Annotated in this window: 15 protein-coding genes, 1 tRNA gene, 1 pseudogene and 1 riboswitch; of the genes and pseudogenes, 3 read left to right on the forward strand and 14 right to left on the reverse strand. The window is 74.2% G+C overall.

Annotated features, from left to right (window positions below):
- Window positions 1-11 precede the first annotated feature (11 nt).
- The 5 genes from AB0N76_RS03190 to AB0N76_RS03210 form a co-directional block, all read right to left on the reverse strand.
- Window positions 12-830, reverse strand: coding sequence for a S16 family serine protease (locus tag AB0N76_RS03190; protein ID WP_363552545.1), 819 nt, complete (start codon window positions 828-830; stop codon window positions 12-14).
- A 70-nt stretch (window positions 831-900) separates the two neighbouring features.
- Entirely contained in the window at window positions 901-1,551 is a 651-nt protein-coding gene (locus tag AB0N76_RS03195) for a helix-turn-helix domain-containing protein (RefSeq protein ID WP_270146684.1), read from the reverse strand.
- Window positions 1,552-1,900: 349 nt separating this feature from the next.
- A complete protein-coding gene (locus AB0N76_RS03200; RefSeq protein WP_363552669.1) occupies window positions 1,901-2,272 on the reverse strand; it encodes a DUF2752 domain-containing protein in 372 nt (123 codons plus the stop codon).
- A gap of 90 nt (window positions 2,273-2,362) precedes the next feature.
- Window positions 2,363-2,608, reverse strand: coding sequence for a TM2 domain-containing protein (locus AB0N76_RS03205; RefSeq protein ID WP_363552547.1), 246 nt, complete (start codon window positions 2,606-2,608; stop codon window positions 2,363-2,365).
- 269 nt (window positions 2,609-2,877) lie between these two features.
- Window positions 2,878-4,710, reverse strand: a complete 1,833-nt coding sequence (locus AB0N76_RS03210) for a DEAD/DEAH box helicase (protein ID WP_363552671.1) — start codon at window positions 4,708-4,710, stop codon at window positions 2,878-2,880.
- 307 nt (window positions 4,711-5,017) lie between these two features.
- Between AB0N76_RS03210 and AB0N76_RS03215 the strand changes: the two genes are divergently transcribed.
- Complete coding sequence (locus AB0N76_RS03215) at window positions 5,018-5,452, forward strand: SsgA family sporulation/cell division regulator (protein ID WP_363552549.1); 435 nt, start codon at window positions 5,018-5,020, stop codon at window positions 5,450-5,452.
- 25 nt (window positions 5,453-5,477) lie between these two features.
- On the opposite strand, the gene AB0N76_RS03220 is transcribed toward AB0N76_RS03215, so the two are convergent.
- The 3 genes from AB0N76_RS03220 to AB0N76_RS03230 are packed head-to-tail and all read right to left on the reverse strand — an operon-like array spanning window position 5,478 to window position 10,197.
- Window positions 5,478-8,231, reverse strand: coding sequence for a rhomboid family intramembrane serine protease (locus AB0N76_RS03220; RefSeq protein ID WP_363552551.1), 2,754 nt, complete (start codon window positions 8,229-8,231; stop codon window positions 5,478-5,480).
- Window positions 8,228-9,556: an alpha/beta hydrolase-fold protein gene (locus AB0N76_RS03225; RefSeq protein ID WP_363552553.1), complete on the reverse strand. Its 1,329-nt coding sequence runs from the start codon at window positions 9,554-9,556 to the stop codon at window positions 8,228-8,230. Before AB0N76_RS03225 ends, AB0N76_RS03220 begins: the two co-directional genes overlap by 4 nt.
- Window positions 9,553-10,197 carry a class F sortase gene (locus AB0N76_RS03230; protein ID WP_363552555.1) on the reverse strand — a complete coding sequence of 215 codons (645 nt, stop codon included), beginning with the start codon at window positions 10,195-10,197 and terminating at the stop codon, window positions 9,553-9,555. The genes AB0N76_RS03225 and AB0N76_RS03230 overlap by 4 nt, the downstream gene beginning before the upstream one ends.
- A 437-nt stretch (window positions 10,198-10,634) precedes the next feature.
- Here AB0N76_RS03230 and AB0N76_RS03235 point away from each other — a divergent pair, with 437 nt between their 5' ends.
- Window positions 10,635-11,879 (forward strand): hypothetical protein, encoded by a 1,245-nt coding sequence (locus AB0N76_RS03235; protein WP_363552557.1) that lies wholly within the window; start codon window positions 10,635-10,637, stop codon window positions 11,877-11,879.
- A 40-nt stretch (window positions 11,880-11,919) separates the two neighbouring features.
- On the opposite strand, the gene AB0N76_RS03240 is transcribed toward AB0N76_RS03235, so the two are convergent.
- A complete protein-coding gene (locus AB0N76_RS03240) occupies window positions 11,920-13,368 on the reverse strand; it encodes an MFS transporter (RefSeq protein WP_363552559.1) in 1,449 nt (482 codons plus the stop codon).
- Window positions 13,369-13,459: 91 nt separating this feature from the next.
- Window positions 13,460-13,774 carry an SMR family transporter gene (locus tag AB0N76_RS03245; protein WP_363552561.1) on the reverse strand — a complete coding sequence of 105 codons (315 nt, stop codon included), beginning with the start codon at window positions 13,772-13,774 and terminating at the stop codon, window positions 13,460-13,462.
- A gap of 44 nt (window positions 13,775-13,818) precedes the next feature.
- Window positions 13,819-13,884: riboswitch (guanidine-III (ykkC-III) riboswitch) on the reverse strand.
- A gap of 209 nt (window positions 13,885-14,093) precedes the next feature.
- Between AB0N76_RS03245 and AB0N76_RS03250 the strand changes: the two genes are divergently transcribed.
- Window positions 14,094-14,165: transfer RNA gene (locus AB0N76_RS03250), tRNA-Cys, on the forward strand.
- Between the two features lie 110 nt (window positions 14,166-14,275).
- Here the strand turns inward: AB0N76_RS03250 and AB0N76_RS03255 are convergent.
- The 4 genes and pseudogenes from AB0N76_RS03255 to AB0N76_RS03270 form a co-directional block, all read right to left on the reverse strand.
- Window positions 14,276-16,603: a xanthine dehydrogenase family protein molybdopterin-binding subunit gene (locus AB0N76_RS03255; protein WP_363552563.1), complete on the reverse strand. Its 2,328-nt coding sequence runs from the start codon at window positions 16,601-16,603 to the stop codon at window positions 14,276-14,278.
- A gap of 767 nt (window positions 16,604-17,370) precedes the next feature.
- Window positions 17,371-17,868, reverse strand: a pseudogene (locus AB0N76_RS03260) ((2Fe-2S)-binding protein); the annotation flags it as partial.
- A gap of 86 nt (window positions 17,869-17,954) precedes the next feature.
- Window positions 17,955-18,821 (reverse strand): FAD binding domain-containing protein, encoded by an 867-nt coding sequence (locus AB0N76_RS03265; RefSeq protein ID WP_363552673.1) that lies wholly within the window; start codon window positions 18,819-18,821, stop codon window positions 17,955-17,957.
- A 333-nt stretch (window positions 18,822-19,154) separates the two neighbouring features.
- Complete coding sequence (locus AB0N76_RS03270) at window positions 19,155-20,765, reverse strand: beta-N-acetylhexosaminidase (RefSeq protein WP_363552565.1); 1,611 nt, start codon at window positions 20,763-20,765, stop codon at window positions 19,155-19,157.
- Window positions 20,766-20,801 lie beyond the last annotated feature (36 nt).

Raw genomic sequence — 20,801 nt, forward strand, 5'->3', positions numbered from 1 at the left:
GCGGGCCCCGGTCAGCAACTGGGGACGGCGCCGCCGGTCCGGACCGCGTCGAGGGCGGCGACCGCCTCCGCGAGGGTGCCGACCGGCACCAGCCGCAGCCCGGCCGGCGTGTTCACCTGGGCGTCCTTGCACTCGTCCCGGGGCAGCAGGAAGACCGTGGCCCCGTCCCGCGCGGCCGCCTGGGTCTTCAGCGGTACCCCGCCGACCGGGCCGATCACGCCCTGGGCGTCGATGGTCCCGGTGCCGGCGACGGTCAGCCCGCCGGTGAGGTCGCCGCCCTTGCCGTCGCCGGCCAGCTTGTCGACGATGCCCAGCGCCAGCATCTGGCCGGCGCTCGGGCCGCCGATGTCACCGAGGTCGACCTTGACCTTCACCTGGGCGGGCGACAGCTTGAGATAGGAGAGCGCGGCCGCGGTGGCGCTGTCCTGGGACTCCGCCATCTGCTGGGCGGTGACCTCCTCGGCCTTGGCCGGGTCGCCCTGCGGGTAGACGGTGTCGGTCGGCCGGACCGCCTCACCCTCGTCGAACCAGGCCTGGAGCGAGCGCCAGACGGTGGTCCGCTCGCCCGGGTTGGTGGCCGAGATGGTGACCATCCGCAGCTGCCCCCGGGTGCTGCGGACCGGGGCGCCGGTGATGGTCAGCACCGGCCGGTCCTGGTAGCTGCCGAGGGTGTCCGCGGTCACGCCGGGCCAGGTCAGCGTGTACGGCAGCGGGACGAAGGCGGCCACCCCGAACAGCGCCGCGACCAGCGCACCGCAGAGCGCGAGGGCCCGGGTCCGGGGGGCGGTCAGGGCCTTGGGCAGCTTGCTGGGCAGCTTGGTGTCGGACACAGGGGAAATCCAAACACACCCGGGCCGCCCCCGGTGCGGCGCTCCGGCGGCCGGTCCGACGCGCCGGTGCCTACCGCAGCGCGTCGGCGACCTCGGTGGCCGCCTCCACCACCCGGGGGCCGACCCGCTCGGGGACGAGCCCGTTCAGCATCACCACGCCGACGCTGCCCTCGATCCCGCTCAGTCCGAGCAGCGCGGCGGCCGCGCCGGACGCCCCGGACTGCTCCTCCGCGCGGGTGATGACGAACCCCTGTTCGGGCCGGCGCTGGCTGGGGAAGGCCCGGGCCTCCAGGATCGCCCGGCCGGCCGCGCTCTCCCCCAGCGGGTGACGCAGTCCGGTCCGGTAGGCGACGTGGAAGTCGGTCCAGCTGGGTTCGACCACGGCCACCGCGAGCGCCTCGTTGCCGTCGACCAGGGTGAGGTGGGCGGTGGCGCCGAGGTCCTCGGCGAGGCTGCGCAGGGCGGGCAGGGCCGCCTCGCGCAGCAGCGGGTGGACCCGGTGGGCCAGCCGGAGCACGCCCAGGCCGACCCGGGCCCGGCCGCCGATGTCCCGGCGGACCAGCCCGTGCTGTTCCAGGGTGGCCAGCAGCCGGTACACGACGGTCCGGTTGACGGCCAGCCGGGCCGCCAGCTCGGTGACGGTGAGCCCGCGTTCCGAGTCGGCGAGCAGTTTGAGGACCCGGACGCCACGGTCCAGGGTCTGGGAGGTCTCTGCAGTCACGACGCGCAATTCCTTTCCGCGGCGGGTCGCGGATCGGCAAGCCGTCCGGGACTCGGGTGTCGCGCGCAGGGTGGGTGGCCGCGCTCGGGCCGCGGTGTGTCGTCCTTGACGTCCTGGGGCCCTGCGGCGCCCGTCTCGCGGGGGGTTGCCCGGCGGGAGAGCGTGTGGGAAAGGTAGTGAAGGAATTGCGGCGGCGGAAGTGTTTGTCCAAAATTCGGTCAAGATCAATTCCAACCGGCCCGACGAATCAGGGCATTCCACCGCAATACGCCCCGTTGCTCTGGGCGCAAGTTCGAATACAGTCCGAAGTTCGGACAGATCGGCGCAGACGAACCCCGAACGGGCCGACTCAGAGCAGATTGCGCAGGACGGTCCAAGCCGCCGCCACGCCGAGCACCGCGGCCGTCCCGCGGCGGCCGAGGGGGGGCTGCCAGCGCCGGCCGGCCAGACCGTGCCGCAGCCAGACCAGGTAGACCGCGGCCACCAGCGGGAGCGCGAGCAGCAGCGCCGCGTTGTCGTGCCAGGCGGCGGCGAGGTCGCCGTGCAGCAGGTCGTAGACCATCCGGGTGCCGCCGCAGCCGGGGCACTGCAGGCCGGTGACCTTGCGCCAGGGGCAGAACGGCAGCGCCTGCCCGGGCAGGTGCGGGTTGCGCGACCACAGGTAGGCGGACCCGGCGAGCCCGCCGGCCAGCACCGCCACCGGCGGCCAGGCCGCGCGCAGCCGCGCCGCGGCCGTACCGGTTCCGGGAACGGCGAAGCCGCCCCGGCCGTCGTGGCCGGGGCGGCGTGCCGCACGCGATGGGCGCAAGGGTCAGCCGCGCAGCCGACGACCCTGGGCGTCCGTACGGTCGTTGCTGACGAGGAAGATGATGCCGTCGATCAGCGACCAGAAGCCGAGACCACCGCAGGTCAGCAGCTGGGCGATGCCCATGCCGACGTGGCCGGTGTAGAAACGGCCGATGCCCAGGTAGCCGAAGAAGAGCTGCAGAATGCCCGCAACGACCTTCGACTTCTCGGAGAACTCGGGCTGCTGAGCGTAGGGCTGCTGGTACGACACGTTCGGTGTACTCCTTGAAGACAGGCAGGCCCAGGCGCACGACGCAGCGGTCGCGTTCCCGGGTCGGTGAGGTGTGCCGGCCGGAGTCTCCGGAGGCCGCGGGCGTACGCCCCGGACGGGGGGGCTCAAGACGTCGGCGGCCCGGAGGGCGGCTCAGCACGCGGAACACTATCCGATCATCACACCGACTGTCTCCACAAAACCTTTCCGTATACCTGACCGTCACATGACCTTGATAAAACCGGCTGCCCACCCATGCCGACGAACCGTTACTTCGCCCATTCCCTGATCTTCGCGATCCGGGCCTTCAGCTGGTTCGCGGTCGCCTGCGCGGTCAGCGGGCCGCCGCACTGGCGCCGCAGCTCGTTGTGCACGGTCCCGTGCGGCTGGTTGGTGCGGTGGTGCCAGGCGGCCACCAGCGCGTTCAACTCCTTGCGCAGCTCCCGGAGTTCCTGGTGCGTCACGACCGGCCGCTGCTCGGCCGGCAGCTCCAGCAGGTCGGCCTCCTCGGCGGGCTTGCCCTTGCTCCGCTGGATCTGCCGGTGCTGACGCTTCTGCAGCAGCATCTGCACCTGGTCCGGCTCCAGCAGGCCCGGGATGCCGAGGTACTCCTCCTCCTCCTCGCTGCCCGGGTGCGCCTGCATGCCGAACTCCATGGCGTTGTAGAGCACCCGGTCGAAGACCGCCTCGGAGCCCAGCGCCTCGTAGGAGAACTCCTCGCCGCCCGCGCCGTCCGGGCCGTCGTTGGCCCGCTCGGCCTCGGCGAGCAGCCGGTCCTCCTCGTCGAAGAGGCCCTCGCCCTCCTTCTTCGGCCGGTCCAGCACGTGGTCACGCTGGAGCTCCATCTCGTTGGCGAAGCCCAGCAGCATCGGGATGGTCGGCAGGAAGACCGACGCCGTCTCGCCGCGCTTGCGGGCGCGCACGAAGCGGCCGACCGCCTGCGCGAAGAACAGCGGAGTGGAGATCGAGGTGGCGTACACGCCGACGGACAGCCGCGGCACGTCGACGCCCTCGGACACCATCCGGACCGCGACCATCCAGCGCGAGGTCCCGGCCGAGAAGTCGGAGATCCGCTTGGACGCCTCGGTCTCGTCGGAGAGCACCAGCGTGACCTTCTCGCCGCTGATCTCGCGCAGCATCTTGGCGTAGGCGCGCGCCACGTTCTGGTCGGTGGCGATCACCAGCCCGCCGGCGTCCGGGATCGCCTTGCGGACCTCGGTGAGCCGGCGGTCGGCGGCCTGCAGCACGGACGGGATCCACTCGCCCTGCGGGGACAGCGCGGTGCGCCAGGCCTGGGCGATCAGGTCCTTGGTCATCGGCTCGCCGAGCCTGGCCTCCAGCTCGTCGCCGGACTTGGTGCGCCAGCGCATGTTGCCGCTGTACGACAGGAAGATCACCGGGCGGACGACGTGGTCGGCGAGCGCGTGCCCGTAGCCGTAGGTGTAGTCGGCGACCGACTTGCGGATGCCGTCGCCGCCGGCCTCGTACTGGACGAAGGGGATCGGGTTGGTGTCCGAGCGGAACGGCGTCCCGGTCAGCGCCAGTCGGCGGGCGGCCGGCTCGAAGGCCTCGAAGCAGGCCTCGCCCCAGGACTTCGAGTCACCGGCGTGGTGGATCTCGTCCATGATGACCAGCGTCTTGCGGGCCTCGGTCCGGTTGCGGTGCAGCATCGGGTTCACGCCGACGCCCGCGTAGGTGACCACGATGCCGTGGTACTCCCGGGAGAGCGGCCCGGAGGAGTACGCCGGGTCCAGCTTGATGCCTATCCGGGCGGCGGCCTCGGCCCACTGCTTCTTCAGGTGCTCGGTCGGGGCGACGACGGTGATCTGCTGCACCAGGTGGTTGTGCAGCAGGTACGAGGCCAGGGTCAGCGCGAAGGTGGTCTTTCCGGCGCCCGGGGTCGCGACGGCGAGGAAGTCGCGCGGCTGGTTCTCGATGTACTTGTCCAGCGCCCCCTGCTGCCAGGCCCGGAGCTTGCCGGCGGTGCCCCAGGGGGCACGGCCGGGGAAGGCCGGCGACAGGTGGTGCGAGGCGGCCGGCGCGGCTTGGCCGACGGCCCGGACGGGCGCGTCAGCCTCCTGCGCGTCGGAGAAGAGCGGCATCGAAGCGGCGGCGGTACTCACGGTCTCCGAGGGGGGATCATCGCAGGTCAGAGGCGGTCTTGCGGCCTCGCCCCGCGGTCGGGCGGCGATCGGGCAACCCGCCCAGCGTACCGGTCCCGGCGCGATTCGGGCGGCCCCGCCGGGATGAGCCGCGACACCCGCGGCCGGAAACCGATGTGACGTGGATCACAGGAAAAACTCGTGGAAACCGGGTAAGCGGAACCCCCTCGACCGCCTCTCTACCGGGTGAGGCCGCCCCACCCTCCACAGCCGTCACCGGCCTCACGCCAGCCGAAGGGAACCCGCCGTGCGCACCACCGCCGAAGAGACCGTCCAGGCCCGTCTGATCCTCTCCCCCCACCGCTCGGTGCGGCTGCGGGTCACCCTGACCTACCTCCCGGAGGACCCGCTGGCCGTCCGGATGGCCTTCCCCGCCGAGTTCTCGCTGGACGAGCCGGCCGACGGGCCGGGCCCGGACGGCGCCGACATCGTCTGGGTCTTCGCCCGCCGGCTGCTCGCCGCCGGCCTGGAGCTGCCCGCCGGCATCGGCGACGTGCACGTCCGGCCCACCCTCGGCCGGCGCACCATGGTCGAGCTGCGGGCACCCGAGGGCACCGCGCTGGTCCGGTTCGACACCGCCGACCTGCGGCGCTTCCTGTGGCGCAGCCGCCTGCTCGTCCCCGAGGGCGAGGAGCACCTGCACCTGGACGCCGACCGCGCCCTCGCCGAGCTGCTCGGCTGAGCGGCTCGGCGAGGGCCGGGCAGGGCTACGAGGACAGCTTGCGCATCAGCCGGACCCCCTGCGCCGGGGTCAGGTGCGGCAGGTACGCCTTGCCGATCGCCCGGGTGATGCTCGGCAGCGCCGCCGGGTCGGGGTACGCCATGTACATCGGCCGGTACTCGGGCTGGAACTTCGCCTTGAACGCGAGCAGGGAGCGGAAGCCGTACACCGGCTCCAGCACCCGGCCCAGCCAGTCCAGGGTCTTCTGCAGCCCGGTGGGCGGCTCCTTCTCCGAGCGGGCCAGCGGCGCGCCGGAGAGCGAGAGGAAGCGCGCGCCCTCCTGCTTGAAGCCCAGCGCCGCGGAGGCGATCAGGAACTCGGTGACGCCGCGGAAGCCGTCCGAGCGCCGGCGCATGAAGTCCAGCGTCCAGCCGACCGCCTCGCCGTTCTCGTAGACCGGCATCCAGCTGGTCAGGCCGTGCACGCTGCGGTCCTCGTCGACGGCGATCAGCAGCCGCACCGCCGGGTCGTCCAGCTCCTCCAGGCCGCCGAGGGTGAAGCCCATCTCGGGCAGCCCCTTCTCCGAGACCCACTCCTCGGAGATGGCCCGGATCTGCTCCTTCAGGGCGAGCGGCGCCTCGTGGTACGACCACCACTCGGCGGTGATGCCCTGCTTGCCGGCCTTGTTCAGGGCGGTCCGGATGTCCTGCCACTTGCGGCCGGTGAAGGCGAGGTCGGGCAGCGCGACGACGGTGTCCTCGGCGACCTGCAGCGAGCGCCAGCCGAGCTCGCCGGCGGCGGCCCGGGTCTCCGGGGTGACGCTGTAGAAGCAGGGCGTCCAGCCGCGCGAGTCGCAGTACCGGGCGAAGCCGGCCACCGCGCGGGCGCGCGCCGCCGGGTCGCCGAACGGGTCGCCGGTGGTGAGCGCGACGGTGTTCAGCACCCGGTAGGCGACGGCGGCGCGGCCGTCCTCGTCGAACCAGTAGTGGTTGCCGTCCCAGGTGGTGAGGAAGGAGAGGGTGCCGCCGCCGTGCTCGGTGAGCAGCGCGCGGGCCCGCGCGGCGTCCTCGGCGTCGGCGTGCACCACCGGCCGGCGGAAGGCCAGCAGCAGCGCGCCCACCGCGACCACCCAGAAGGCCAGCCCGCAGTAGGTCTCCAGCAGCCGCGCGAACGGTCCGACCGCGATTGGGTAGTCCGGCAGCAGGTCGTTGTAGGCGGGCGGCAGGAACTGCGCCGGCAGCCCGTGGACCAGGCCGCGGAAGGTCGCGCCGGGCTCGAACTGGCCCGCCGCCAGCACCCCCAGCCCGGTGTAGGCGGCGCAGGCGACGACCAGCGCGCCGCCGAGCACGGCGGCCAGCCGGCCGAGCACCGCGCGCGGCAGCCGCAGCGGGAACCGGTGCCGGGTGGCGACCAGCATGCCGACGGTGACCAGCGGCAGCAGCAGCGCCTCGACGAAGTACTGGACGACGTCGCCGGAGCCGGTGCCGGTCTCGGTGAACAGCCAGACCAGCATGGCGGTCCACAGCAGCTCGGTGGCGATGGTGATCCGCCAGGCCAGCCGCAGGCCGCGGCGCAGACCCTCGGCCAGCACCAGCAGCAGCGCCGGGAAGAGGGTGGCCATCAGCCGGGCCGGGGTGTCGAAGATCCGCTCGACGGCGTGCGCGCGGGCGCAGTCGTGGGCCGAGAGGGCGCAGAAGTCGGCGACCTCGTCCGGGGTGAGCCGGTGCGAGAGGTAGATCTCGGAGAAGGTGTTGAACGGGCCGGCCGCGTTGTCGTACAGCGAGGCGATCATCGGCCCGAGCGCGGCGGCGACCAGGCAGAGCGCGACCAGCACCCGGGTCTCGGTGTGCGAGGAGCGGTGGGTGCGCAGGTGCGGCCGGCCGCGGCTGAGCAGCGCGCCGACGGCCAGGCCGATCAGCGCGCCGGAGACCCGCTGGACGCTCTGCAGGTGGCCGACGTAGAGCGTCATCACCAGCGGCACCAGCACCACCAGCAGGTGCAGTCGGCGGCGCCAGAGCACGGTGAGCCGGTAGCCGAGCACGCCGGCCAGGGCGAACAGGCCGACGCCGGGGCCGACCGAGGTCTGGTCGACGACCGACACCGTCCACTGCTCGCCGGACCACGCGCCGGCCGCGACCACGCCGGTGCCGGCCAGGGTGCCCGCCAGCTGCCCGGCGACCAGCACCCCGAGGGTGCGCAGCGGGCCGAGCCGGCGCTCGGCGGCCGGGCCGACCAGGAGCAGCAGCAGGCTGGTGAAGACGTACGCGCCGATGCCGGAGCACCAGAACAGCGAGGTGAACGGGGTCCACCAGTGGCCCTCGGCGAGGGTCGGCGAGCCGACCCCGATCCGCTCCAGCAGGGCGTCGGACGGCCCGCGGGAGAGGCTGCCGGTGGCGGCGCCGACGGTCCAGAGGCCGACCAGCAGCACCAGGGTGAGCGGGGCCTCGCGCAGCCGGGCGGTCAGCTTGGTGCCGAGGCCGACGGCGGCCCGGACGACGCGCTGCGGCGGGCGCGGCGCGGGGGCGCCCGGTCCGGGGGCGCGGTCGCCGCGGGACTGCTCGGGCACCCGCGGGCACGGCTGGGCGCCGTCCCTCGGCGCGTCCTCGGCCGGGCCCTTGCCCTTGTCCTTGGGCGCGTCCTTCCGGGTGTCCTTGAGCGCGTCCTCCGGGGCGTCCTTCGACGCGTCCGGACGGGGCTCCGGCCGGGCGTCCTGCCGGTGGTCCGGACGGGGATCGCGCCGGCGGCCGCGCTCGCGCTCCCGCTCGCCCAACAGGGCGGGGGCGGCGCCGAGCCGGATCACCGGATCATCCCGGTCTGCTGGGCCAGCCAGGGCAGGTTCCGGTCGAGTGCCTCGCGGAACACCGTCCAGCTGTGGCCGCCCGGGATCGGTTGGAAGTCCACCTTCATCCCTGCCTTCTGCGCGGCGGCGAACATCTTCTCCTGCTGCGGGCGGAAGTCGCCGTCGCCGGCGCCCACGGCGAAGACGCCGGCCGTGTCGGGGTACTGGCGGGTGGTCATCAGGTGCAGCGGATCGACGGCGGCGAAGGCCTTCTCGTCGCCGTCGAAGGCCTTGTCGACGGTCTCCTCGTGGGTGCCCAGGGTGGGCTCGTCCTGGCCGGAGATGTCGATGAAGGAGCCGTAGACCTTGGGGGCGTTGAGGGCCAGCTGGAGCGCGCAGGTGCCGCCCAGCGAGGCGCCGCCGATGGAGAGGTTGGAACGGCCGGTGGCGGTCTGCAGGTGGCCGTGGATCCAGTCCGGGACGTCCTCGGCCAGGTAGGTCTGGGCCCGGGCGACGTTGGAGTCCATGCAGAGGCTGTTGCCCCACATGGTGGCGATCTGGTCGACCATGACCACGATCGGGGCGAGGCCCTGGTGGTCGGCGGCGAAGGCGTCCAGGCGGTCCTGCATGCCGCCGGAGTTGACCCAGTCGGACGGGTTGCCGGGCTGGCCGGCCATCAGCACCAGCACCGGCAGCAGCGGCCGGGGGCTGGCCTGGTAGGCGGGCGGCAGGTAGACGTACGCGTCGCGGGCCTCGAAGCCGGACTTGGTCCCGGGTATCTCGGCGGTCGAGACGGTGCCCTTCTCGGGCAGGTCGGCCGGGGCCTGCCAGACCTCGGCGAGCACCTTGCCGGCCGGCGCGGTGACCACGGCGGGGGTCTTGCCGGTGGTCAGCGCCTGGGTCTTCGGCGCGAGCATCACCCGGGCGGTCGGGTACTGGTCGAAGCCCCGGTTGACCTGGGAGGCCGACATCAGCACCACCAGGGCGGCGCCGCCGGCGGCGAACAGCCGGCGGCGGCCGGGCAGCAGCGGGGCGCGGAAGCCGGCCAGGCAGAGTGCGAACACGGCGAGCGCGACCCAGCCGAGCACGTAGTCGGGCGTGCCCTCGGGGAAGGGGTGCCACCAGCCGTCGACGACGATCTTGATCGCGGCGGTCACGGCGGCGGTGAGCAGGGCGGCGCCGGCCGGGCGCAGCCCGAGCCAGCGGCGGTCGCGGGAGAGCGCGAGCAGCGCCAGGGCTGCCCAGCCGGCGGCGAGCACCGCGTAGGGTATCGGGCCGTGCGTGAGCGGCCAGTCGAGCGGGTTCCAGCGGACGGCGAGCTCGGTGGGGGTGGCGAGGGTGGTCATACGGGTTTCCCCGGGCGGGTGGTGTCGGCCAGGAAGCCGTAGGCGACGACGTTGCCCTCGTAGCCGTGGGCTTCGTCGTATCCGCCGCCGCAGGTGATCACCCGCAGCTGGGCGTCGGCGGCCTGGCGGTACACCCGGTCGTCCGGGAAGTCCTTTCGGTCGTGCACTTCGATGGCGTACAGCTGATAGACGGCGGTCCGGCCGTCCTCGCGGAGGATCTCCACCCGGTCGCCGCGGTGCAGCGAGCCCAGGTGGTAGAAGACGGCGGGACCGGTGTGGTTGTCGACGTGTCCGGCGATGATCGCGGTACCGAGCTGGCCGGGTGCGGCGCCGCCGCGGTACCAGCCGGCGAGGTTGCGGTCGGCCTCCGGTGGGGTCTGGAGGTGGCCGTCCCGGTCGAGGCCGAGGCCGGTGACCGGGGCGTCCAGCCGGACGGCGGGGATCCGGATCCGGGTCGGTGCGGACGGTCCGAGCGGCGGCGCCACGGACACCGGGGCGAAGCCGCTGAGGGCCTGCCCGGAGCCGGGTGCCGGGGGGAGCGCGGCGTGGCCGCCGTCGTGCAGCAGCCACGCGCCCAGCACGAGCGCGGCGGCGACCGCCAGGGTGCCCGGCCACGGGCTCCTGCTCTGCTGGGCGCCCACCGGCGCTCCCCTCTGGTGTCGTCGAACCGGTTGCCGGTTTCTGGAAGTTTTCTGAGAACAATGCAACCGGATCGGACCTTATGCCACATCCCTACGATGGTCGTACTTGCTCCCCCCGATTGGCAGGGGCCGGGCGGCCCGACCTGCTCCGAGCGGGTGAGACGTCACCGTGCCGCCACGCTCCCGTCACCTGGCGGACGTCGGGAACCGTGACGATCTCTTCATCGGACACTCAGGAACGCCGTCCCGGTTGCACCGTTCGGGCGATCAGTTCCGACCGTCCGTGGTGAAGCATCGACCGATCCTGCTCGCATGCCATGCTGACCCCGTTCACAGGCCTATCACCGCACTTGTCCGACCGGGCCCCCGCCCGCTCCGGACCGTTGCGCGCGCCTGCGTGCCCCGCCCCCCGCGCACGCCCCACGAACGGAGTGACCATGGACGCTCTCTCCCGTCGCACCCTGCTGGCCGCGGGTGCGGCAGGCGCCGCCGGCCTCGCCGCCGGCTGCGGCCACCGGACCGACCAGGGCGGCGGGCAGGCGGCCACCCCCGTCCCGGTCCCGGCCACCCCGGCCGAGGACCACGCGGCCACGCCGACCGAGGCCGCGAAGCCCCCGGTCACTCTGATCGGCGACGGCTCCACCTCCGACACCGGCCCGCAGCCGAACCAGCCGACCCTCGAACCGCTCCGGCTCGGCCAGCGCCCGCCGCAGTTCGTGGTCTTCTCCTGGGACGGCGCCGGCGAGCTCGACAACGGCCTGTTCGCCCGCTTCCGCCGGCTCGCCCGGGAGCACAACGCCTCGATGACCTTCTTCCTCAGCGGCCTCTACCTGCTGCCGGAGTCCAAGAAGGACCTCTACCGCCCGCCGCAGCACCGGGTCGGCGCCTCCGACATCGGCTACCTCAGCGACCAGCACATCCACGACACCCTGGAGAACCTGCACGCCGCCTGGCTGGAGGGCCACGAGATCGGCACCCACTTCAACGGCCACTTCTGCGGCGCCACCGGCGTCGGCAAGTGGTCCCCGGAGGAGTGGGACAGCGAGATCCAGCAGGCCATGGACTTCGTGATGAACTGGCGCAGCAACACCGGCTTCACCGACCTGCCCGCGCTGCCCTTCGACTACCGCAAGGAGCTGATCGGCAGCCGCACCCCCTGCCTGGAGGGCCAGCGCAACCTGCTGCCCACCGCCGCCAAGCGCGGCTGGCGCTACGACAGCAGCGGCAACGGCACCCAGGTCTGGCCGCAGAAGATCCAGGGCGGCGCGCTCTGGGACCTCCCGCTGCAGTCCATCCCCTTCCCCGGGCACACCTTCCAGGTGCTGTCGATGGACTACAACATCATGTTCAACCAGTGCGGCAGCAACACCAAGGCCGACCCCGCGCTCCACCCCGGCTACCAGACCCAGGCGCGGGACGCCTACCTGATGGGCTTCGAGCGGGCCTACACCACCAACCGGGCCCCGTTCGTCATCGGCAACCACTTCGAGGAGTGGAACGGCGGCATCTACATGAACGCCGTCGAGGACGTGCTCAAGGCGATCGCCGGGCGCCCCGAGGTCCGGCTGGTGTCGTTCCGGCAGCTGGTCGACTGGCTGGACGCCCAGGACCCGGCGCTGCTGCGCAAGCTCCAGGGCCTCGCCCCCGGCCAGGCCCCGGCCGGCGGCTGGGAGACCTTCTGATACTCGCCCGCTCGCCTCCGGGGCGGGAGCCGGCTGAGTCCTAGCCCGTCTTCCGGACCCGGCCGGAGACCAGGGCGCCGAGCAACGCCACCCCGGTCATGGTCAGGAAGATCACCGCGAACGCGCCGGCCGAACCGGTGCCCGCGGTGCCCGCGTCGCCCCCGTGGGCGGCGGCGAGCGAGCCGCCGCCCAGCGCCGCGAACAGCACCCCGGACAGGCCCACCAGCAGCACGTTGCCGAGCGCGTCGCTCATCTGCAGCGAGGCCGAGTTGGCCCCGGCGTCCTCCGGCGCCGACAGCTTCATCATCAGCACGCTGACGCTCGCCACCGTCAGCCCCATCCCGATCCCGCCGACGCCCCAGGCGACCGCAGCCACCCAGGCCGGCACCGCCGGGACCAGCACCAGCGCGGCCCCCGCGATCGCCACCGCGGTCAGCACGAACCCGCCGCGGATCATCGCCCCGCGGTACTTCTCGGCCCCCGGCCGGCCCTGGATCCAGGAGCCGAGCGCCCAGGACAGGCCGCCGCTGGTCAGCGTCAGCCCGGCCAGCGTCGGGGACAGGCCCCGCTGGGTCACCATCATCAGCGGGATGAACGCCTCGGCCGCGAAGAACGCCCCGGCCGCCACCCCGCGCAGCAGGATCACCGTCGGCAGCCCGCGCCCGGCCCGCAGCGTCCCGGCCGGCAGCAGCCCCCGCACCGCCGGGACCAGCAGCGCCGCCCCGGCCGCGGCCGGCAGCAGACCGAGCAGGTCCAGCCGCTGGCCCGCGTACTGCAGCAGACCGGCGCCGAGCGCGGCCATCGCGGCCAGCCCGGTGCGCCGGCGGTCCGGCTCCGCGCCCTTCAGCACCGGCTGCTCCCGCTCGGAGCGGCTCAGCGCCGGGCCCATCACCGCCAGCGGGAGCAGGATCAGGGCCGGCACGGCGAGGAAGACCCAGCGCCAGCCGAGGTGCTGGGTGACCGCCCCGGAGACCACCGGGCCGACGATCGAGGGCAGCACCCAGGCCGAGGAGAAGGCCGCGAACACCGACGGCCGCAGCCGCTCGGGATAGGCGCGGCCGACCACCACGTAGAGCGCGACGATCACCAGGCCGCCGCCCAGCCCCTGGATCGCCCGGCCGCCCACGAAGATCCACATCCCGGGCGCCGCGCCGGCCACCACCAGGCCGACGCCGAACACCGCGATCCCGGTGAACAGCGGCTGCAGCGGTCCGCGCCGGTCGCACCACTGGCCGGAGACGACCAGGGCGAACAGCGTGGTGGTGAAGTAGCCGGAGAAGGCGAAGGCGTACAGCCCGACCCCGTCCAGCTCGCGGGCGGCCACCGGCATCGCGGTGTTCACCGCGGTCGCCTCGAAGGCCAGCAGCAGCACCACCGAGACGATGCCCAGGGTGAGCGCCCGGTAGCGGCCGCTCATGACCCCGCCCCCGGGGTCGGCCGGTATCGGGACGGAGGCGGGATCGGCCGAGGTGGGGGAGGCAGTGGTCATACGTATGATCGTAAGGCGCGTCTGGCCCGATCGCCCCTGACTTACGTCGCTCCCGACTCCTCCGCTGGTCCTAGGACGGGCGCTCCAGGGGTCAGTGCAGCACCTTGAGGCCCACCACACCGGAGACGATCAGCAGCAGGCAGCCGATCCGGGCCATGGTCACCGCGTCGCCCAGCACCGCCATCCCGTACAGCGCGGTGCCCACCGCGCCGATGCCGACCCACACCGCGTAGCCGGTACCGATCGGGATCGAGCGCATCGCGTAGGCCAGGCCGCCCATCGAGAGCGCCAGCGCCACCCCGAACACCACGGTCGGGACCAGCCGGGAGAAGCCCTTGGACGATTCGAGGGCCACCGCCCACACGGTCTCCAGGACACCGGAAACGATCAGAACGAGCCAAGCCATGACGGTCGTACCTCCGCAGTCAGCAGCGGCCGGGTTGCCGCTGTGCTGCGCCGTCTTGTCGTCACCGGGTACGACGCGCTCGTCCGGGGCGGCCGGGAAGGGCCACCTGTCTCCGACCGTAGCACACCCCGCCACACAGAATTTACAAAGGGATATTGACGTTCCGCCGGGCATTCCGCCAAACTGAATTCACCAACACGGCGAACGACGACAGGAGTCGGACATGGACAGGAAGACGGCGGCCCCCGCGCCCCGCACCTGTGCCGCCGCTCCCCGGTGTTGTCGCGCCTGTCGCTGCGCCTGAGCGCAGCTTTCCCACGGCCGTGTGCCCGAGTGGTTTAGGGAACCGCCTGCAAAGCGGTTTACACGGGTTCGATTCCCGTCATGGCCTCCGCGAAAAGAATTGCCGACCGGCTTCCGACAGCCGATCGGCAATTCTTCGTGCTATTTTCCGGAGAATTCCGCGGGGCGGCGGACGGAATTCCCGCCGCCCCGTACGGGTCAGTCGGTGACGGCGTCCTCGGGCCGGATCGGCAGCCGGCCGACCGGCAGCCCGGTGGCGGCCCGGACGGCCGCGGCCACCGCGGCCGGGGCGGCCACCGCCGGCACCGCGCTGACCGCCTTGGCACCGAAGGCGGCGACCACGTCCCGCTCCTCCAGCAGCGCGGCGATCCGCACCTCCGGGGTGTCCAGCGCGGTCGGCAGCCGGTAGCCGGTGAGCGAGGGGTTGAGCAGCAGGCCGCCCTCGGTGCGCAGGTCCTCCAGCAGCGCCAGACCGACGCCCTGGGCGACCCCCGCCTCGATCCGGTCCTCGATCTGGCGCGGGTTCAGCGCCCGGCCGACGTCCTGGGCCACCGTCATCTCGACCACCCGGACGGCGCCCAGCTCGATGTCCACGTCCACCACCGCGCGCATCGCGCAGAACGCGATGGAGACGAACGCGTCGCCCTGCCCGGACTCGTCCAGCGGCTCGGTCGGGTGCGGGCGGCACTGCGCGGTCGCCCACAGCTCCTTGCCCTCCAGCGCCTCCGCGACCGGCATGCCGAGCACCCCGTCGTACGAGGTGATCTTGCCGTCGGCGATCTGCAGCAGCTCCACCGACATCCCGAAGTTGGCCGCGATCGGCTGGAGCAGCTGGTGGCGGACCATCAGCGCGGCCCGCTCGACCGCCCCGCCGGAGACCCAGGTGTGCCGGCCCCGGGCGGACGGCCCGGCCACCGACTGGTCGCTGTCGGCCGGCGCGATGTACACCTCGCTGACGCCCAGCACGGTCTGCACGATCTGCCGGGCCAGCGTGGCGAAGCCCTGGCCGGCGTCGACCGCCGCGCAGATCACCGTGGCGTGGTCGCCGCTGACCCGCACCGTCGCGGTGGAGACCTCGTCCTCGCCCTCGGCGCCCAGCATGTGCACCATGCCCAGCGCGTAGCCGATGCCGCGGCGCACCGCCGCCGGGTCGCCGGCGCCGCCGGGCCCGCCCGGCAGCAGCCACTCGGCGTCCGGGTCGTCCACCGGCAGCGCCGGCAGCGGCTCCTTGGCGACCGCCTCCAGCAGCGCGCTCACCGGCGCCGGGCAGGTGACGGCCTGTCCGGTGGGCAGCGGGTCGCCGGTCGCCATCACGTTGCGGCGGCGGATCTCCACCGGGTCGACGCCGACCCGGGCGGCCAGCTGGTCCAGCTGCGACTCGTAGGCGAAGCAGGCCTGCAGCGCGCCCTCGCCGCGCATCCGGCCGGCCGGCGGGTTGTTGGTGCGCACCGCCCAGGCGTCCACGAACACGTTGGGGCAGTTGTACGGGCCGACCGAGAAGGCGGTGGCGGCGGCCAGCGCCTCGGCCGAGACGTCCGCGTAGGCGCCGCCGTCCAGCAGGATCTGCGCCTCCACCTTGACCAGCCGGCCCTCGGCGTCGGCGTGGTGGCGGTAGCGCAGCAGCGCCGGGTGCCGCGAGGTGTGGGTGTGGAAGGACTCCTCGCGGGTGAGCGTCATCTTCACCGGCCGGCCGGTGCGCAGCGCCAGCAGCGCCAGGGTGACCTGGAAGGAGAGGTCCTCGCGGTCGGTGGTGGCGCCGGGCACGCCGGTGACCACCAGCCGGACCCGGTCGGGCTCCAGTCCCAGGCAGGCGGCGGTGCGGTCGCGGTCGCCGTGCGGGTCGGTGGAGGACAGGTGCAGCTCGACCCCGCCGTCCGGGCGCGGCACGGCCAGTCCGGCCTCGGCGCCGAGCGGGGCCGGGTCCTGCCGGCCGACCTGGTACAGGCCCTCGACGACGATCTCGCCGGCCGCGTCCGGGTCGCCGGTGCGCAGCGGCAGGTGGCGGAACAGGTTGCCGTCCGGGTGCAGCGGCGCGGCGGTGAAGGCCTGCTCGGGGTCGGTGACGGCCTCCAGCGGCTCGTAGTCGACGGCGATCAGGCCGACCGCGAGCCGGGCGGTGTCGGGGTGGTCGGCGGCGACCGCGGCCACCGGCTCGCCGTGGTGGCGGACCACGCCGGCGGCCAGCACCGGCCGGTCGGCGACGATCGGTCCGGACGGCGCGCCGTCCGGGGTCCCGTCCGGTCCGGCCGGCAGGTCGGCGGCGGTGACCACGGCGTGCACGCCGGGCAGGGCCAGCGCGGCCGAGGTGTCGACGCCGCGGATCCGGGCGTGCGGGTGCGGCGAGCGCAGCACCGCGCCCCAGAGCAGGCCCTCGGCCCACAGGTCGGAGGCGTACGGGTAGATGCCGAGCGCCTTCGGCAGGGCGTCGCTGCGCAGCGGGGAGCTGCCCAGCCCGAACGGCTCCTGCCCGCCGCCCGCGTCGCCGTCCTGCTGGAGTGCTGCGCCGATGTCGGTAGGCGACGTCATGATGCGTGGTCGTCCTCGGGGAGCCGGATGCCGTGGGCGGGGGTGGCGCCGTACGGGACGCCGGCCGGGGCGGTGCCCTCGACCGGGACGCCGTGCGGGGGCGTGGGGACGTACGGCGTCCCGTGCGCGGGGGTGGTGCCGTCGTAGCCGGGCTGCTGCGGGTAGCCGGTGACGTCGTAGCCCGGGACCGGGGTGCCGTGCGCGGGCGTGCCGTGCGGACCGGGGGCGCTCTCGTACACCGGGCCGTCGTACGCCGAGGCGCCCTCGTACACCGGGGCGGCGGGTTCGTACACCGCGCCGGTGTCGTAGCCGGGCTGCTGCGGGTAGCCGCCCTGGTCGGGGTAGCCGCCGGGGGGCAGGTAGGTGCCGTGCGCCGGGGTGGTGCCCGGGTAGGGCTGCTGCTGCTCGGGGTAGCCCTGGGCCGGGTAGTAGCCGGTGTGCTCGCCGGCCGGCTGGGCCGGAACGTCCCGGATCGGGGCGAGCACGGTGGTGTCGTAGACGCCGGTGTCGTGGCCGCCGTCGTAGCCGCCCTGGCCGTCGGGGGCGCCGTAGGGCACGCCGACGCCGGTCCCGGCGGTGGTGGTGCTCTGCTCGGCGGGCGGCTGCGGGACGTGCTCGATCCAGGCGTCGCCGTCGGTGTAGACCGGCAGGTCGCCGGTGGCCGGGCCGGGGTCCGCGACGGCGGCCGGGGCCGGGTCGGGCACCGGTGCGGGCGCGGGGGCCGGTTCCGCCGCCTCGGCGGCAGCGGCTGCCTCCTCCTCGGCGGCGGCCGCCTCCTCCGCCGCCTCGGCCTCGGCGGCGCGCGCGTCGGCCACGGTCTGCACGGCGGCCAGCGCGCCCCGGTAGCCGGTGCACCGGCAGAGGTTGCCGCAGAGCGCCTGCCGCGCCTCGACCTCGGTGGGCCGGTGGTTGCGCTGGAGCAGGTCGTGCACGGCCATCGCCAGGCCGGGCACGCAGTAGCCGCACTGCACCGCGCCGGACTCGGCCAGCGCCTGCTGGACGTCGCTGGCGCCGCCGCCGGCCGACAGTCCCTCGACGGTGTTGATCTCGCTGTCCTGGGCCAGCGCGGCGGGCACCAGGCAGCCGGCCACCAGCTGCCCGTCGACCTGCACCGAGCAGGCCCCGCACTCGCCCTGCTCGCAGCCGTCCTTGGCGCCGGCCAGGCCGAGCCGCTCGCGCAGCACGTAGAGCAGGCTCTCGCCGATCCAGGCGTCGGCGACCGGCCGTTCGAAGCCGTTGACCCGCAGGGTGTACGAGGTGACCGGCCGCAGCTCGCGGCTGACCTGCGGCGCGTGGTCGTGCGCGTGGTCGAGCAGGCCCGGGTCGAGGGCCTCGATGGGGTGGTCTGTGGTCACTTGAGCGCCCTTCCCAGTGCCCGGCGGGCCAGCACCGCAACGGTACGCCGCAGCCGGACGGCGGCCGCGCTCGGCCCCTCGGTCACGGCCTCCCAGGAGCCCTCGGCGCCGTAGCTGTCGGGGACGCAGGCGGCGGCCACGTACTCGCCGAACGCGGCGGTCGCGGCGGGGTCGATCTCCCGGCTGCCGTCCCAGTCGATGCAGCCGGCCACCCAGGCCTCGGCCTCCAGCGGGCGCAGCGGCACCGGGGCGACGGCGCCGACGGCGCAGCGGACGGCGCGCCGGGCCGGGTCGAGGACCAGCGCGACGGAGGCGGTGGCGCGGGCCGGGCCGCTGCGGCCGGTGGCCTTGAGGAAGACCTGCGGGGCGTGCAGCAGCGGGACCCGCACCCAGGTGAGCAGCTCGCCCGGGCGCAGCGGGTCGAGGCCGGTGAGCAGGTGGCTGACCGGGACCTCGCGGGTGGCGCCGGCCCGGGCGAGGGTGACGCTGGCCTCCAGGGCGGCGAGCACCGGGAGGGTGTCGCCGGCCGGGGCGGCGGTGGCGATGTTGCCGCCGAGGGTGCCGACGTTGCGCACCTGCGGCGGGCCGGCGGTGCGGGCGGCGTCGGCGAGCGCGGGAATCAGGGCGGCGAAGTCGGGGCGGTCCATCCGGGCGTGGGTGAGCCCGGCGCCGAGGACGGCGGTGCCGCCGTCCTCGTAGCGCCAGCCGCGGAGTTCGGTGATCCGGCCGAGGCCGACCAGGGCCCCGGGGCGCAGCCGGCCGGCGTTGACGGCCTCCATCAGGTCGGTGGCGCCGGCCACCGGCACCGCGGCCGGGTGAGCGGCCAGCGCTTCGACGGCCTCGTCGAGGGAGGCCGGCAGCATGATCGTCCGGTTCACCTGGGTCCCACCGTGCTCCACTTGCTCATCGATCGCCTGCCGCCCGCGGCCCTGGGCCCGGGTGTCCGCTCCGGCAGTCCGGCCTGGCCCGTAGGGTACGGGCGATCGGGCCGGGTTGGGCAACTCTGGCACACAATGCTCGATGATCATTTCGGGACGGGCGAACGGTACTGCCCGATTGGGACCGATACCGGGCGGTATCTGCTCCGGTCCGCTGCGGACCGGAGCAGATGTTCATCTGTTCTTGACGTCCGACGACCGCTCAGAAGTTCCCGGACGCCACGCCCGCCCCACCTCGTCCGGCCCCCGCGGCGCTCGTCAGACCGCCGGCGGCGGCCCCTCGATCGGCCGCCCCAGCACTCCGGGGCGCCGCTGCCACGGGTGCGGGCCGGCGGCCGGCCGGTACTCGACGCCGAGCGCGTCCAGCACCTCCCGGTGTTCCGCCATCCGCCGCTCGAAGCCGGCGAAGTCCCGCTCGGCCGGGTCGGCGGGCAGCGCGGACCAGGCCACCTCGGCGAAGGCGACGAGCCGGGGGAAGGCCCGGTAGTCGATGTCCCGGGCGCTGTCCATGAACTCGGTCCACAGGTTGGCCTGGGTGCCGATCACCCGGCGGGCCGCCGTCTCGTCGAGCTCGGCGGGCACCGGCTCGAACCGGTAGACGTCCTCCAGGGTGCGCACGAAGCCGACCGGGATCGGCTCGTCCTCGCCGGGGGCCTGCCGGTGGTCCAGGTAGACGTGCTGCTCGGGGCACATCACCACGTCGTGCCCGGCCCGCGCGGCGGCGATCCCGCCGCCGTAGCCGCGCCAGGAGGAGACCGCCGCGCCCGGGGCGAGGCCGCCCTCCAGGATCTCGTCCCAGCCGATCAGCCGGCGCCCGCGCTCGGCCAGCCAGCGGTCGAAGTGCCGGATGAGGTGGCTCTGCAGCTCGTCCTCGTTGGCCAGGCCGAGCTCGCGGATCCGCTCCTGCGCGGCGGCGCTCTCCTTCCACTGCTCCTTGGGGCACTCGTCCCCGCCGAGGTGGACGAACTCGGACGGGAAGAGCTCCAGGACCTCCTCCAGCACGCCCTCGAAGAACCGCAGGGTGGCCTCGGAGGGGTTGAGCACGTGGTGGCTGACGCCCCAGTCGGTCCACACCCCGAGCGCGGCGGTGTCCACCACGTCGGTGTTGCCCAGCTCGGGGTAGGCGGCGACGGCGGCCTGGGTGTGGCCCGGCAGGTCGATCTCCGGGACGACGGTGACGGCCCGCTCGGCCGCGTAGGCGACGATCTCGCGCAGGTCGTCCTGGGTGTAGTAGCCGCCGTGCGGGCGGTCGTCGCGGCGCTGGCCGGCCCGGTAGCCGACCATCGAACGCTCCCGCCAGGAGGCCCGCTCGGTGAGCGCCGGGTAGCGCTTGATCTCCACCCGCCAGCCCTGGTCGTCGGTCAGGTGCAGGTGGAGCACGTTGAGCTTGTGCGCGGAGAGCTGGTCGATGAAGCGCAGCACGTCCGACTTGGGCAGGAAGTGCCGGGCGACGTCCAGCAGCGCGCCGCGCCAGCCGAACCGGGGCGCGTCCTCGATGTCGGTGCCGGGCAGCACCCAGCCGGCGGAACGCAGCGGGGCGCGCCGGTAGGCGTCCGGGCCGAGCAGCCGGCGCAGCGTCTGGGCGCCCCAGAGCGCGCCGGCCGGGCCGCCGGCGGTGAGCACGGCGTGGCCGGGGCGCACCGAGAGCCGGTACGCCTCACCGGCCAGCGTCTCGTCGTGGACCAGTTCGACGCCCTCGCCGGGCCGCCCCTGGGCGAACGGCAGACCGGTGGCGGCGGACAGCGAGGCGCGCAGCCACCGCTCGGCCCCGGCCAGCGCCGGCGGCGCGGTCAGGGTGGTCGACGGGTCGAGGGGGAAGTCCTGGTCCGGGAGGCGGACGGAACTCACGGGGGCGGGGATGAGGTCCATTCCGCCATCCTGCCCCCGGCCCTGCTCAGCGGCATA

It is taken from the genome of Kitasatospora sp. NPDC093806 (assembly GCF_040683335.1).
GTDB lineage: Bacteria > Actinomycetota > Actinomycetes > Streptomycetales > Streptomycetaceae > Kitasatospora.

Coding starts and splice junctions, on each gene's coding strand:
- AB0N76_RS03210 (WP_363552671.1), bottom strand. CDS start 4,710: ATGCCGCTCTTCTCCGACGCGCAGGAGGCTGACGCGCCCGTCCGGGCC.
- AB0N76_RS03225 (WP_363552553.1), bottom strand. CDS start 9,556: ATGACCACCCTCGCCACCCCCACCGAGCTCGCCGTCCGCTGGAACCCG.
- AB0N76_RS03235 (WP_363552557.1), top strand. CDS start 10,635: ATGGACGCTCTCTCCCGTCGCACCCTGCTGGCCGCGGGTGCGGCAGGC.
- AB0N76_RS03240 (WP_363552559.1), bottom strand. CDS start 13,368: ATGACCACTGCCTCCCCCACCTCGGCCGATCCCGCCTCCGTCCCGATA.
- AB0N76_RS03245 (WP_363552561.1), bottom strand. CDS start 13,774: ATGGCTTGGCTCGTTCTGATCGTTTCCGGTGTCCTGGAGACCGTGTGG.
- AB0N76_RS03255 (WP_363552563.1), bottom strand. CDS start 16,603: ATGACGTCGCCTACCGACATCGGCGCAGCACTCCAGCAGGACGGCGAC.
- AB0N76_RS03265 (WP_363552673.1), bottom strand. CDS start 18,821: ATGCTGCCGGCCTCCCTCGACGAGGCCGTCGAAGCGCTGGCCGCTCAC.
- AB0N76_RS03270 (WP_363552565.1), bottom strand. CDS start 20,765: ATGGACCTCATCCCCGCCCCCGTGAGTTCCGTCCGCCTCCCGGACCAG.